Source organism: Hypericibacter terrae, assembly GCF_008728855.1.
Taxonomy (GTDB): Bacteria; Pseudomonadota; Alphaproteobacteria; order Dongiales; family Dongiaceae; genus Hypericibacter; species Hypericibacter terrae.
Map to the genome: position 1 here is coordinate 1,934,093 of NZ_CP042906.1, position 12,534 is coordinate 1,946,626.

At 65.9% G+C, this 12,534-nt stretch carries 10 protein-coding genes; 4 read left to right on the plus strand and 6 right to left on the minus strand.

What is annotated here, in order from left to right; all coding sequences use genetic code 11:
- The first annotated feature begins 4 nt into the window (after positions 1-4).
- From FRZ44_RS08920 to FRZ44_RS08935, 4 genes are all read left to right on the plus strand, one after another.
- On the plus strand, positions 5-4,468 hold the full coding sequence (locus tag FRZ44_RS08920) for a translocation/assembly module TamB domain-containing protein (protein ID WP_151176856.1): 4,464 nt from the start codon (positions 5-7) through the stop codon (positions 4,466-4,468).
- Positions 4,469-4,695: 227 nt separating this feature from the next.
- A complete protein-coding gene (locus FRZ44_RS08925) occupies positions 4,696-5,061 on the plus strand; it encodes a toxin-antitoxin system YwqK family antitoxin (RefSeq protein ID WP_151176857.1) in 366 nt (121 codons plus the stop codon).
- Positions 5,062-5,185: 124 nt separating this feature from the next.
- On the plus strand, positions 5,186-5,596 hold the full coding sequence (locus tag FRZ44_RS08930; protein ID WP_151176858.1) for a hypothetical protein: 411 nt from the start codon (positions 5,186-5,188) through the stop codon (positions 5,594-5,596).
- Between the two features lie 258 nt (positions 5,597-5,854).
- Positions 5,855-6,499 carry a hypothetical protein gene (locus FRZ44_RS08935; protein ID WP_151176859.1) on the plus strand — a complete coding sequence of 215 codons (645 nt, stop codon included), beginning with the start codon at positions 5,855-5,857 and terminating at the stop codon, positions 6,497-6,499.
- A 142-nt stretch (positions 6,500-6,641) separates the two neighbouring features.
- On the opposite strand, the gene FRZ44_RS08940 is transcribed toward FRZ44_RS08935, so the two are convergent.
- The 6 genes from FRZ44_RS08940 to ehuR all read right to left on the minus strand — a co-directional run bounded on the left by FRZ44_RS08940 (position 6,642) and on the right by ehuR (position 12,488).
- On the minus strand, positions 6,642-6,887 hold the full coding sequence (locus FRZ44_RS08940) for a MoaD/ThiS family protein (RefSeq protein ID WP_151176860.1): 246 nt from the start codon (positions 6,885-6,887) through the stop codon (positions 6,642-6,644).
- A complete protein-coding gene (locus tag FRZ44_RS08945; protein WP_151176861.1) occupies positions 6,887-9,148 on the minus strand; it encodes a xanthine dehydrogenase family protein molybdopterin-binding subunit in 2,262 nt (753 codons plus the stop codon). The genes FRZ44_RS08940 and FRZ44_RS08945 overlap by 1 nt, the downstream gene beginning before the upstream one ends.
- A 3-nt stretch (positions 9,149-9,151) precedes the next feature.
- Entirely contained in the window at positions 9,152-9,628 is a 477-nt protein-coding gene (locus FRZ44_RS08950; protein WP_151176862.1) for a (2Fe-2S)-binding protein, read from the minus strand.
- On the minus strand, positions 9,625-10,488 hold the full coding sequence (locus FRZ44_RS08955; protein ID WP_151176863.1) for an FAD binding domain-containing protein: 864 nt from the start codon (positions 10,486-10,488) through the stop codon (positions 9,625-9,627). Before FRZ44_RS08955 ends, FRZ44_RS08950 begins: the two co-directional genes overlap by 4 nt.
- A 228-nt stretch (positions 10,489-10,716) precedes the next feature.
- Positions 10,717-11,034 carry an NIPSNAP family protein gene (locus tag FRZ44_RS08960; RefSeq protein WP_191908500.1) on the minus strand — a complete coding sequence of 106 codons (318 nt, stop codon included), beginning with the start codon at positions 11,032-11,034 and terminating at the stop codon, positions 10,717-10,719.
- 56 nt (positions 11,035-11,090) lie between these two features.
- Entirely contained in the window at positions 11,091-12,488 is a 1,398-nt protein-coding gene (ehuR, locus tag FRZ44_RS08965) for a MocR-like ectoine utilization transcription factor EhuR (RefSeq protein ID WP_191908501.1), read from the minus strand.
- Positions 12,489-12,534 lie beyond the last annotated feature (46 nt).

Below are 12,534 nucleotides of genomic sequence, written 5' to 3' on the forward strand. Positions count from 1 at the left end.
CGCCATGAAACGCACGCTTCGCTATACCCTGATCGCCCTCGGCGCCGTTCTTGCGGCGCTGCTGGTCGCGTTGGGTGGCGGCTATCTCTATCTCCAGAGCGAGGCGGGGAAGCGGGCGCTCGAGGACATGGTGGCACGGGCGCTGTCCTCCCCGGAGGGCAGCGTGACGATCGAGGGGCTGGGCGGATCCGTGCCCTTCGACCTCACGGCGGCGCGGATCACGGTCAGCGATCGCACCGGCCCTTGGCTCGAGATCGACAATGTCCATCTCGAGATCGACGGCGCCGCGCTGTGGCATCGCGAGCTGGCGATCCGCCAGCTCACGGTATCGAGTGTCGCGGTCGCACGGGCGCCCGAGACGACCGCCGAGCCGAAATCCTCGACCGCGATCGACCTCTCGCTGCCGAAACTGCCGGTGACCGTCAGGCTCGACCATCTGGCGATCGATCATGTCGCGCTGGCCGAGCCGGTGCTGGGACAGCCGGCGACGCTGACCTTCTCCGGCCAGGGCGCGCTGGGCGGCGACGAGGCCGATCTTCATCTGGACCTGGCCCGCACCGACGACACACCCGGCCGCGCAAGCCTGGCCATGACGCTCACGGGCAAGCCGGCCGTTCTCGATCTCAAGCTCGATGTGAGCGAGCCCACGGGGCTGCTGATGGCCCGGTTGCTGGGCCGCGAGGCGCCGCAGCCGCTGACGGTGGCGCTCGCGGGCACGGGGCCGCTGTCCGCCTGGCAGGGCAAGCTCACCGGCAATGTCGGGGAGATTCTCTCGGTCGAGAGCGATTTGGGCCTGAAGCAGGATGACGGCCTCCATCTGAGTCTCGACGGGAGCGTGACCCAGCATGGTCTGGTGCCGGACTCGCTCCAGCCGATCCTGGGCGAGCGCATCGCCTTTGCCGCCGATGCGGGATTGCGGGACGATGTCGTCACGCTCGACAACCTGACCGTGACGGCGGCGGCACTGGACGTCACCGGATCGGCCCGGCTCGACAATGCGAGCCAGGCTGTCACGGGTAGCGCGCAAGTCTCTCTGCCCGATCTCAAGGCCGCGGAAAGTCTCCTGGGCGTGGCGCTCGCCGGACGGGGGCAGCTCGATCTCAAGGTCGAGGGCAGCACCGCGGAGCCGGTTCTCCAGGCGACGCTGACGGGTGACGGCATCGACGCGCAAGGGTTCGGCGTCGGCCAACTCGATGCGACGTTCGCGCTGAAACCGAACGGCCCCATCGACGACGAGAAGACGGCCTGGCAGATCGACGCCGGCGGTCACGTCGCGGGCATCACCCAGGCCGGGCAGGCGCTGCCGGCGGGACTTGGCGACGCCATCGACTGGTCCTTGTCCGGCCTTGCGGCGCCCGCCGAGCAGAGTTTTGCGCTCGATCATCTGAGCGCCAAGGGCGCGGGGCTCGACCTTGCCGCCAAGGGACAGGTCTCGCCCGAGGCCGCCGCCGGTAGCCTGTCGCTCAAGGTCGCCGAGCTCGCCGCCTTCGGCGATCTGGTGCGGTTGCCGCGGATGCATGGAAAGCTTTCCGTCGACGCCGACGTGACGACGGATGCCGATGGCCATGTCACCGCGGCGATCAAGGGCGGCGCCGAGGATCTCAGCATCGGCATTCAGGTGGTCGATGCCATCGTCGGGCCCACGGTTTCGATCGTGGCCAAGGCCGAGCGCCGGACCGACGGCAAGATCGCGCTCTCCGATCTCGATGTGGTCACGGTCGCCGCGACCCTGACCGGCAACGTCGAATATGCCCCGGACAGCGACGCCGTCACGGGCCGGATCGTCATGCGCATGCCGAAGCTGGATCCGCTCACGCCGGCGATCCGCATCTCGATCCGCGGCGATGCGACCTTGACCGCCGACCTCGGCGGCAGCCTTGAGCGTCCCTCGATGCAGGCGGTGCTCGAGGGCCGCAATCTCGACATCGAATATGCGCCCGTCCGGAAAGTCACGGCGCAGATCTCGGTCGACGATCTGAACGAGCCGTCCGGCCGGATCTCCGCGGTGTTCGATCTCGCCGGCGTTCCGGGCAAGCTCGATACCGGCTTCGCCATGCCGCCCAACGACTTCCTCAATCTTCGCAAGCTGGTCCTGACGGCCGGCGGCGGAAGGCTGGCCGGCGATATCGACTACGACCTGGAGCACGACCTCGCGAGCGGCAAGCTTGCCGGAACCTTGCCCGACCTGCAGCCCTGGTCGGTGGCGGCCGGCATGGCGCTGTCGGGCAGCGCCGAGACGGCGATCACGCTTGTCCCCCGGGACGGCCAGATCGCGGACGTCAAGGTCGCGGGCAGCGATATCAAGATCGGCGCCGCCAAAGACGCGGTGCTGCTCTCGCAGCTCGAGATCGACGGCCATGGCCGCAACATCATGAACGATCCGGCCGGCACGGCGACGCTCGACGTGACCGGCATCGGCGCCCGCAATCTCCGCTTCGACCAGGCGCATCTCGAGGCCGATGTGAAGTCAGACAGCGAGATCGGCTTCAGCGGCCAGGCCGGCGGTGAGATGATGCTGGGCCCAGAGGGCGATCAGCAGCGCCGGCTGCCGCTCACGCTCGATCTGGCGGGCGACTGGTCCGAGGGCAAGGACGGGCAATCGATCACCCTGTCGCGTTTCGCCGGCAAGCTCGACCAGGACGAGGCGAAGCTGCTGCAGCCGGTCACGCTGGCCATGGGCGTGGTCGAGACGCGTCTCCTCGGCCTCGATCTCGATCTGGCCGGCGGCCGCATCGGCGGCTATGCGACGCTGGGCAAGGATCGCATCATGCTCAAGCTCACCGGGCAGAAGCTGCCGCTCGCGGTCGCCGGGCACTTCCTGGCGCGGCCCTTGACGGGCACGCTCGATATGGCCGCCGATCTCGAAGGCACCCTGGCGGCGCCGGGCGGCAAGGTGACGATCGCCGGCAAGGCCATCAGGATCACCGATGCGGAAGCTTCGAGCATTCCGCCCCTGGATTTCGATCTGTCTCTGGTCCCAGGCGGCGGCCAGGTGGCGATCGACGGCCAGGCGTCGATGCCCAGCGCCAAGCTCCTGACCGTCACGGGGCATGTGCCCCTCGACCTGACAGCGTCGTCGCCCATCGACATGATCCCGGCGCAACGGCCGATGCTGCTCAAGCTCGACGGGGACGGGCAGCTTCAGGGCCTGGTCGAGCTGCTGGCCTTGGGCGAGGACCGGCTGTCGGGCCACTACACGGTCGCCCTGACGCTCGCCGGCACGCGCGCCGCTCCCGAGGCCGGCGGGCAGGTGAGTCTTTCCGAGGGCCGCTATCTCAACCAGGCCTTCGGCACCGAACTCCACGACATCGCCGCGACCTTGGAAGGCGATCAGACGCGTCTGACCCTGACGCACTTCTCCGCCCAGGACGGGCTCGGCGGCAGCCTCACCGCCAGCGGGAGCATCGATCTGGCGGCCTTGCCGGCGCCGCTGCTCGACCTGAAGGCCACGCTCGCGAACCTGCGGGTGGCGAACAGCGATACGGCGCGGGTGACGGCCAATGGCGATGTCGCGCTGGGCGGCAGCGTTGCCGAGCCCGCGCTCACGGCCCATATCACCATTCCGCGCGCCGAGTTCCGCATTCCCGACAGATTGCCGCCCAACGTCAGGACGCTCGACGTCATCGTCATCGACAGCCGTGACCCGCATGCGACGGCGCAACAGCTGGCCGATGCGCGGCGTCGCGCAGCGCAACCCAGTCCGCGCCTGCGGGTGGCGCTCGACGTCACGGTCTCCATTCCGGGCCAGTCCTTTCTGCGCGGTCACGGGCTCGAGAGCGAATGGCGCGGCAGGATCAGCATGTCCGGCAACAGCAGCGCGCCGGTGATCGGCGGAAAGCTGCAGACGGTGCGCGGCACGATGGATTTCCTCGGCAAGAGCTTCGTCATCCGGCGCGGCGTCATCACCTTCCCGACCGGCCGGGTCACGGAACCACAGTTGGACGTCCAGGCCGAATACAGCGCCAACGATATCGTGGCCCAGGTGATGCTGACCGGTAGCCCGACGGCGCCCAACCTGGTCCTGACCTCGCGCCCGACCTTGCCGCAGGACGAGATCCTGTCGCGGGTGCTGTTCGGCGAGGACACCAGCCGGATCACGCCGGCGCAAGGCGCACAGCTGGCGCTGGCGGCGAACAACCTGGCCAGTGGCGGCCCCGGTATCCTCGACCGCCTGCGCGAAGGCATCGGGCTCGACCGGCTCGACTTCGGCAGCGCCTCGACCAACCCCGCCGCTCCTCCGCCGCGTCACACCAATGGCAGCAGCAGCGGCAGCGGCGAGGATGCCGGGCCCATGGTGAGCGGCGGCAAATACATCGCCCCCGGCGTCTTCGTCGGCGTGAGCCAGGGCACCACGGCCGACACCAGCAGCGCCCGGGTCGAGGTCGACATCACCCGCGGCCTCACCGGCTATAGCAGCGTCGGCGCCGTGAGCAGCCAGGTGGGGCTGGATTGGCGGATGGATTATTGACGGGGGGATACACCCGGGTTGTCATCCCCGCGAAAGCGGTCATCCTTACACGAGTGGTCATCGCACGTCCCATTGTCACCCCCGCGAAAGCGGGGGCCCATCTCGAAGCAATACCCAAGTTGACGCTTGGGTCCCCGCTTTCGCGGGGATGACCATTGACGGGCGTGGTGACGTTCTACTCTTCGTGGCGACCTTAGCTGGGATGAAGATCACCGAATGATGCATCCATGACCTCCAGCCCCAACGTCGAAATCCAACGTCGCGTCGATGCCGCCGCTCGGACCGTCGAAGAGACCGAGATGGTCGGCGGCAAGCCGCATGGCACGCGGCGGATCTGGTCGAGCACGGGCATCCAGATCGGCATGGCGGAGTTCCAGCGCGGCCTGTTGCATGGCCGCTGTCTGGTCTGGTTCGACGACGGGCGGCTCTATATCGAGAGCAGCTATTTCGAGGGCCGCCTCGACGGCGACTACCGGAGCTTTTGGCCCAGCGGCAAGGCGCGGGAAGTCGGCCACTACGCGGACGGCAAGCGCACCGGTCTCTACCAGTGGTTCGACGAGACCGGGAAGCTGGTTTCAGAACAAAAATTCTAGCGACGCTCCCTTGAGTGAAAGGGAGCTTGTCTGCTCTTCAGCGTTCTCACATATGTTAATGCCATCAAAGGTTGCAGATCTTATATTCGCTGCCTTGCTTCCGGAAAGCGAAAAGGGGTCTGTCGTGTTCCACTTCCTTCGTCTATTTGCTGATCCCATCAACGGTCTGCGCGAGCAGATTTCCGATAGGTGGTCGGACATCGATGTAGTCCCGATCGAATGCCCGTTCTCAGCCGTCGCTGTTCGTTTTGGGTTAAGTCATTACGACCCTGAAGACGAAGCGATTCCAGAACCGGTGAGTTCGGGTGTGAACAAGTTCTCGGAACAGAACCCTTCTGCCCGCTTTCTCCTTCTCCAGACGATCTGTTGGGGAGGCGACTGCTTCAACTCGGGCCATGTTGTTAAAAACGGTGAGATTACTTGCCACGAGGAGGGGGAGGGTGCCCTCCGTCGTTTGGTCTCCCACATGGGAGCAGATTTGGGCCCGTTAGAAACCTTTGAACCCTTACGGCGCGGTTTTCCATGGACAGCTTAGTCACTGGACACGGCTCTTTCGGCACGCTACTCGGCTGATGGTTGCTCCGGTCCTGCGCACCGCTCACAAATGTTAATGCCATCGACGGTTGCAGTTTGTAGCATCGCTCTCCGATGGCAACCGCCAACCGCTGGGTTGATGCGGTGAATGCCGCCATTCATGAGAAAGCACAGGAGGCTGCGCCTCTCCGCTCGCCGTCTCGACCGTGACGACTAGGTCGCGAATCAAATGTTTCCTCTCACCGTTCGCGGATAAGGAATGGCTGCTCTCGCGGATAGAATAGATGAGGAGCTGAGACTGAAACTGTCGCCTATCGGTTTCGAACCGGTTCGTGCTCGTCGTTGGGTTAGCGGCACAATTGCACCCATTCGTAAGATATTCGAATTCCAAGCAATGAAGGGCGGGTGGTATTCAGCGCGATGGGGTTTCTCACTCGACTTTGTGCCCGTTGTGCGGAATGGGCGTCTTCGCCGTAAGCGGACGTCCAAAAGCGTTGAATTTGATTTGTGTATTGATCCGATAGATGAAATCGGCATCGCACCCGACTGGTGCTCCTTCGTCGAGATAGCGACACTCAAGGAAGTCGATGCTAGTCACCTCATTCGTGTTGTACGAGCTGCGACCCGCGCGACGCATGACGATTTTGCCCGCGTCAACTCCGTGGGCGATGTCGTCACGGTCTTTCATGAGCGTGCGTCGATGGCATTTCGCCGCTTCTCGTTAGAGAACTACGTGCAGACCCACATTGCCTGGGGCTTGTGTCTACTCGCCGTTGGAAAGCGTGCGGAGGGCGAGGAGCACATCAGATTGTTTTGTGAAAAGAATGGTATCAATCGGAATGACCCCCTCATTCACAAAGCCGAATCTGAATTAGCTCGTGATGATGCCATGTCATCTTGTTGAGGAATGGAAGCACGGTCTTTGGCGGTGGGACAAGTAACTCGCGCTCTGATACTGGCAAATGACCCGTGAAACCTCGCACAAAAAACGGCGCCCTTTGAGGCGCCGTTTTGTATCGAAGCAATGATATCGATCGTTCCCGCCTTCACCCGCCCGCCAGCTTCGGCAGCAACACCACCTCGCTCGTGGGACGGATCGGCTGGAACCAGTTGTTGGTATAGATCAGGCCGTCGATGGAGATCGACACGCCGCGGTCGAGCTGCGGCTTGAGGTCGGGATAGGCTTCTCCGAGGCGGGCCAGGAGCTGCCTGATGTCGGCAGCCTCGACCTCGACCTCGGATTTGCCATGGGCCGCCCGCTTGAGCGACCCCCAAAGCACGACCTGGACCATCAACGGCCCTTGGCGGCCAGCTCGTCGATCGCCTTCAGGATGCGCGGCGGCGACATCGGCAGATGCGTCAGACGCACACCGGCCGCGGCCGAGACCGCGTTGGAGACGGCCGCCAGCGGCGGCACGATCGAGGTCTCGCCGACGCCGCGCACGCCATAGGGATGGCCCTCGTTCGGCACCTCGACGATCTTGGTGTCGATCATCGGCAGGTCCGAGGCCACCGGGATGCGGTAGTCGAGGAAGCCTGCGTTCTGCAGGCGGCCGTCCTTGCCATAGATATATTCCTCGTTGAGCGCCCAGCCGATGCCCTGCACGGCACCGCCCTGGAACTGCCCTTCGACATAGCTCGGATGGACCGCCTTGCCCGCATCCTGGACCACCGTGTAGCGGGTGATCATGGTGCGGCCGGTCTCCTTGTCGACCTCGGCATCGACGAGATGCGTGGCGAAGCTGACGCCCGCACCCTCGGCGTTGAACTCGGTATGGCCCGCGATCGGCCCACCGGTGTTGCCCGACGACTTGGCAATGTCGGCCAGCGAGAGCGGCTCGAAGCTGCCGGCATTGGCGCCGGAGGGCTTGGCATAGCCGGCTTCCCAGGTGACCGCATCTTCCGGGATGCCCCAGATCTGCGCGGCACGCCCGCAGAGCTTCTTGATCGCGTCGCGCGCGGCATAGATCGTCGCCATGCCGGTGGCGAAGGTGGTGCGGCTGCCGTCGGTCACGTCGTTGTAGCCCAGCGACGAGGTGTCGGCGACGATGGTCCGCACCGCGTCATAGGCGATGCCCAGCTCCTCGGCGGCCATCAGGCTCATCGAGGCGCGCGAGCCGCCGATGTCGGGCGTGCCCACCGCCAGCGTGCAGGTGCCGTCGGTGTTGACGTTGAGCGACACGCAGGTCTGGCCGCCGAAATTGAACCAGAAGCCGCAGGCCATGCCGCGACCCTGGCCCGGCTTCAAGGGCGCCTTCCAATGCGGATGCGACTTGGCCGCCTCGAGCGTGGCGCCGAGGCCGATCTTGCCGAAGGTCGGACCGTAGGAAGACTTGGTCCCTTGCTTGGCCGCGTTCTTGATGCGGAATTCGATCGGATCCATGTTCAGCTTGCGGGCCAGCTCGTCCATGATGCTCTCGACCGCGAAGGCCGAGATCGGCGCACCGGGGGCGCGATAGGCCGCCTGCTTCGGGCGGTTGGTCACGACGTCGAGGCCGACGGCGCGCACATTCTCCAGATCGTAGCAGGCGAAGGCCGACATGGCGCCGAACTCGACAGGCGAGCCGGCATAGGCGCCGCCCTGATAGCGGAACTCGCCATCGGCCGCGGTGATGCGGCCATCCTTCGTGACGCCGACCTTGACGCGCATCGAGGCGCTCGAGGTCGGGCCGGAGGCGCGGAACACCTCCTCGCGGCTCATCACGACCTTGACCGGCCGGTTGGCCTTGCGCGAGAGCGCGAGCGCCACCGGCTCGATGAAGACCGTGGTCTTGCCGCCGAAGCCGCCGCCGATCTCGGAGGCGGTGACGCGCAGCTTCGAGATGTCGAGGCCGAGCAGGCCGGCGCAGGCCGCCCTGATCATGAAATGGCCTTGCGTGCAGACCCAGAGATCGCCGACGCCGTCGCCGCTCAGGGTCGCGAGGCAGGCATGGGGCTCGATATAGCCCTGATGCGTCGCCTCGGTCTTGAATTCGCGCTCGATGACGATATCGGCTTTCTTGAAGCCCTTCTCGACATCGCCATGGCCGAACTCGTGACGCCGCGTGATGTTGGAGGGCTTGGTCGGCGCCGGCTCGACGCCGGCCGTGATCATGCCTTCATGGAGCAGGGGAGCGCCCGGCTTCATGGCTTCGTCCACGTCGGTGACGTGGGGCAGGATCTCGTAGTCGACCTCGATCAAGGCGAGGGCCTTGCGGGCCACGGTCGTGCTGACGGCGGCCACGGCGGCGACGGCATGGCCGTCATAGAGCGCCTTCTTGCCGGCCATCACATTGTCGAGGATGTCGGTGAGATCGCCGCTCTGTTCCTTGAAATCGGCGCGCGTCACGACCGCTTTCACGCCGGGCAGGGCCTCGGCCTTGGCGGTGTCGATCTTGCGGATGCGCGCATGAGCATGCGGGCTGCGCAGGATCCGGCCCACCAGCATGCCGGGGGCCGACATGTCGGCGCCGAAGCGGGCGCGGCCGGTGACCTTGTCGATGCCGTCCGGACGGGCCGGGCGGGTGCCGACGACTTTGAACGCGGGTACGCCAGTCTTGCTATCGAGGGGCATGGTTCAACCCTTTCGCATTTCGGCGGCGGCGTCCTGAACCGCGCGCACGATCTTGTCGTAACCGGTGCAGCGGCAGAGATTGCCGGCGAGCCAGTAGCGGATTTCGGTCTCGGTCGGATCCGGATTCTTGTCCAGAAGCGCCTTGGCCGCGACCAGGAAGCCCGGGGTGCAGATGCCGCACTGCAGGGCCGCATGCTCGATGAACTTGCGCTGCAGCGGGTGCAGCGTCTCGCCATGGGCCATGCCTTCGATGGTGCGGACCTCGCGGCCATTCACCTCGGCGCCCAGCACCAGGCAGGAGCAGACGAGCCGTCCGTCCAGCGTGACGCTGCAGGCGCCGCAATCGCCCGTGCCGCAACCTTCCTTGGCGCCGGTCAGGCCCAGGCGGTTGCGCAGCACGTCGAGCAGCGTCTCGTCCGCCTCGCAGAGATATTCGGTGGTATCGCCGTTGATCTTGGTGGTGACGTGAACCTGACTCATTTGGATTTCCTCGCGCGCTCGAGCGCAATAAGGGCGGCCCGGCGCGCGAGCACGCCGGCAACCTTGATGCGGAACTCTTTGGTGCCGCGCTTGTCGTCGATCGGCCGGCAGGCGGCGGACGCCGCGGCTGCCAGCTTGTCCAGGGCCGCTTCGTCGAGCTTGCTGCCGATGAGGGCATCGGCGGCGGGACCGACCAGCAGCACGCGCTCGGCGACCGCACCCAGCGCGACGCGCGCCGCCTTGCAGACGCCCTTGTCGTCGAGCGTGATGCTGACGCCGGCGCCCACCACCGCGATGTCCATCTCGGTGCGCGGGATGAAGCGCAGGTAAGCGTCGGCCGAATGCGGCGGACGGGCTGCCAGCAGGATCGATTCCACGATCTCGCCCTTGGCCAGCGTGGTCTTGCCGGGCGAGGTCGAAATCTCCTCGACCGGGACATTGCGCCGGCCTTGCGGACCCACGATCGAGGCGATCGCTCCGGCGGCGACCATCGCGGGCACGCTGTCGGCGGCCGGCGAGGCGTTGCAGAGATTGCCCACCATGGTGGCGCGGCCCTGGACCTGCTTCGAGCCGATCAGCTCGACGGCCTCGACCACGCCGGGCCAGAGCTTCTTGACGCCCGGATGCTCGCCCAGCTCGGCGGCCGGCACGGCGGCGCCAATCCGGAACCCGCCGCCTTCGGCGGTGATCTTGCGCATGCTGTCGATGCGCTTCACATCGACCACGAGGTCGGGCTCGATATAGCCGCCGCGCAGCCGGACCAGCAGGTCGGTCCCGCCGGCCAGAAGGTAGGCGCGGCCTTTTTCCTGGGCCAGGAGCGCTACCGCGGAGTCGATAGTACCTGGCGTTTCATATCGCATGGCGTCGATCCATTTTGTTGAAAACCTCTCTCGATCGGCGCGCCGCCCCTTGGGACGGGGGGCAGGCCGGTGGCCCTAGATTAGGAGATCGGCGGCAAAAAGCGAAGCCGATCGCGGGCCCTGCGACCGGCTCTCAATTGGTTGTCATGGTGCAATAAATCGGCTCACCCCCACCGGGCCCGGGGTCTTTGAGCGTGGATTCCCGCGGATCGCCGCGCCCAAGGCGGGTCAGGGTTTGAAAAAGCCGGCACGGCGCAGCGTCACGTTCTGGAGCGAGGCGATCAGCGGGCCATCGGCCTCCGTGGTTTTTTTCGCTGCGATCCATTCGGGATTGGCCCGGAAATTGTCCCAGGCGGTCTTCATCGCGGCCTCGTCCGGCCACTCGACCACATACCAGAGCTCGCCCTTGCCGTCAGTCGATTCCCAGAAATCCACGAGCTTGAAGTCCAGCTTGCGGAAGAGCGGAAGCGTATTCTCGCGGAAACGGCGGCTGAGCGCTTCGGCCTTGCCGGGCGCGGGGACATATTGGCGCAGTTCGTAGATCAACTCGTATCTCCGGATCGATCGGGTTCACGCATGGAATCATGCGTGTCTTGCGGGCACTAAAGCACGAGATAGGTGGCGGCCGGTCTTTCGCGCAGGAGGTCGGCGACGATCTCGAGGCCGCGCTGCAGCTCGGTGCGCGAGGGCGTCGCGCCGCCGAGGCTGATGCGGATGGCCTGGGGCGAGGCGACATGGCCGACGACGAAGGCCTCCGCCGGCGTCACCGCCAGCCCGCGCGAGCGCGCCTGGGCGACGAAGCCCTCGGCACGCCAGGTGGCGGGCAGGGGCAGCCAGAGATGGAGCGAGCTCGGCAGGGCGCGATATTCGTGGCCGATGAGAATCTGGCGCGCCAGCTTCTGGCGCCGCGCCAGCTCCTGGCGCTGCCACGCCACCAGGCGCTCCGCGCTGCCATCGCGGATCCAGATGGTCGCGATCTCGGCCGGTATCATCGACACCATCCAGGTAGTGGCGCCGAGGCCCGGGATCAGCTCCTCGACGCGGCCGGGCGGTGCCGCCAGGAATCCGATGCGCAATCCCGGGGAGATGCATTTCGAGAGGCTGGTGAAATAGAAACTCTGCTCGGGCGCAAAGCTCGACAGAGCAGGGGGCGGGTTTTCGAGGAGGGGGCCATAGACATCGTCCTCGATGATGGTCACGCCGTAGCGGATTGCGACCTCGGCGATCGCCTTGCGCCGTTCCACCGGCATGATCGTCAGGGTCGGGCTGTGATGGTTGGGAACGGTGATGAGCGCCTTGACCTTCATGGTGCGGCAGGCGGCTTCCAGCGCATCGGGAAGCATGCCGTCCTGATCCATCGCCAATCCCTTGAGCTGCAGGCTGCGATTGGCGGTCAGGAACTTGATGCCGGGATCGGTCAGCTCCTCGGTCACCACGATCTGGTTGGGCTCGAGCAGGGAAGCGAGGATGATGGCGTGCGCATGCTGGGCGCCGTTGGTGATGAGGATGTTCTCCGGCGAGGTCCGCAGGCCGCGCTTCTCGATCCAGTTCGCCGCCGCGGCGCGATGCGCCGGCAATCCGACCCAGGGCCGGTGGTAATGCATCAGCTCGTCGACGCGGTCGCTGCTCGAGATCATCTTGAGCGAGCCCGACACCGCCTCGATCAGCATGGGGGTCGGGACCGGGCAATTGAAGGCCATGTCGATCGGCTCGATCTGGCGGCTGTCGACGCCGATGCGCGAGAGGTCGGTCCAGGCATTCGGCATGACGAAGGTGCCGCGTCCGACTTCGCTCAGGATCAACTGCCGGCGGACCGCCTCGGCATAGGCCTTGCTCACGGTGCTGACCGAGAGTCCCATCTGATAGGCGAGCTCGCGATGCGTCGGCAGCCGGTCGCCCGGCCGCACCAGGCCATTCTTGATATCGTCGGACAGCGCGTCGGCGATGGCGAGATAGCGGCGTCCGCGGCGGCTCGCGATGTCAGGCTTCCATTCGGTCACTCTGCTGACTCCCCTCTTCTGTAGCAGGACAATATATGAATTGACG

Coding starts and splice junctions, on each gene's coding strand:
- FRZ44_RS08950 (WP_151176862.1), bottom strand. CDS start 9,628: ATGAGTCAGGTTCACGTCACCACCAAGATCAACGGCGATACCACCGAA.
- FRZ44_RS08925 (WP_151176857.1), top strand. CDS start 4,696: ATGACCTCCAGCCCCAACGTCGAAATCCAACGTCGCGTCGATGCCGCC.
- FRZ44_RS08920 (WP_151176856.1), top strand. CDS start 5: ATGAAACGCACGCTTCGCTATACCCTGATCGCCCTCGGCGCCGTTCTT.
- FRZ44_RS08940 (WP_151176860.1), bottom strand. CDS start 6,887: ATGGTCCAGGTCGTGCTTTGGGGGTCGCTCAAGCGGGCGGCCCATGGC.
- FRZ44_RS08945 (WP_151176861.1), bottom strand. CDS start 9,148: ATGCCCCTCGATAGCAAGACTGGCGTACCCGCGTTCAAAGTCGTCGGC.
- FRZ44_RS08935 (WP_151176859.1), top strand. CDS start 5,855: ATGGCTGCTCTCGCGGATAGAATAGATGAGGAGCTGAGACTGAAACTG.
- FRZ44_RS08955 (WP_151176863.1), bottom strand. CDS start 10,488: ATGCGATATGAAACGCCAGGTACTATCGACTCCGCGGTAGCGCTCCTG.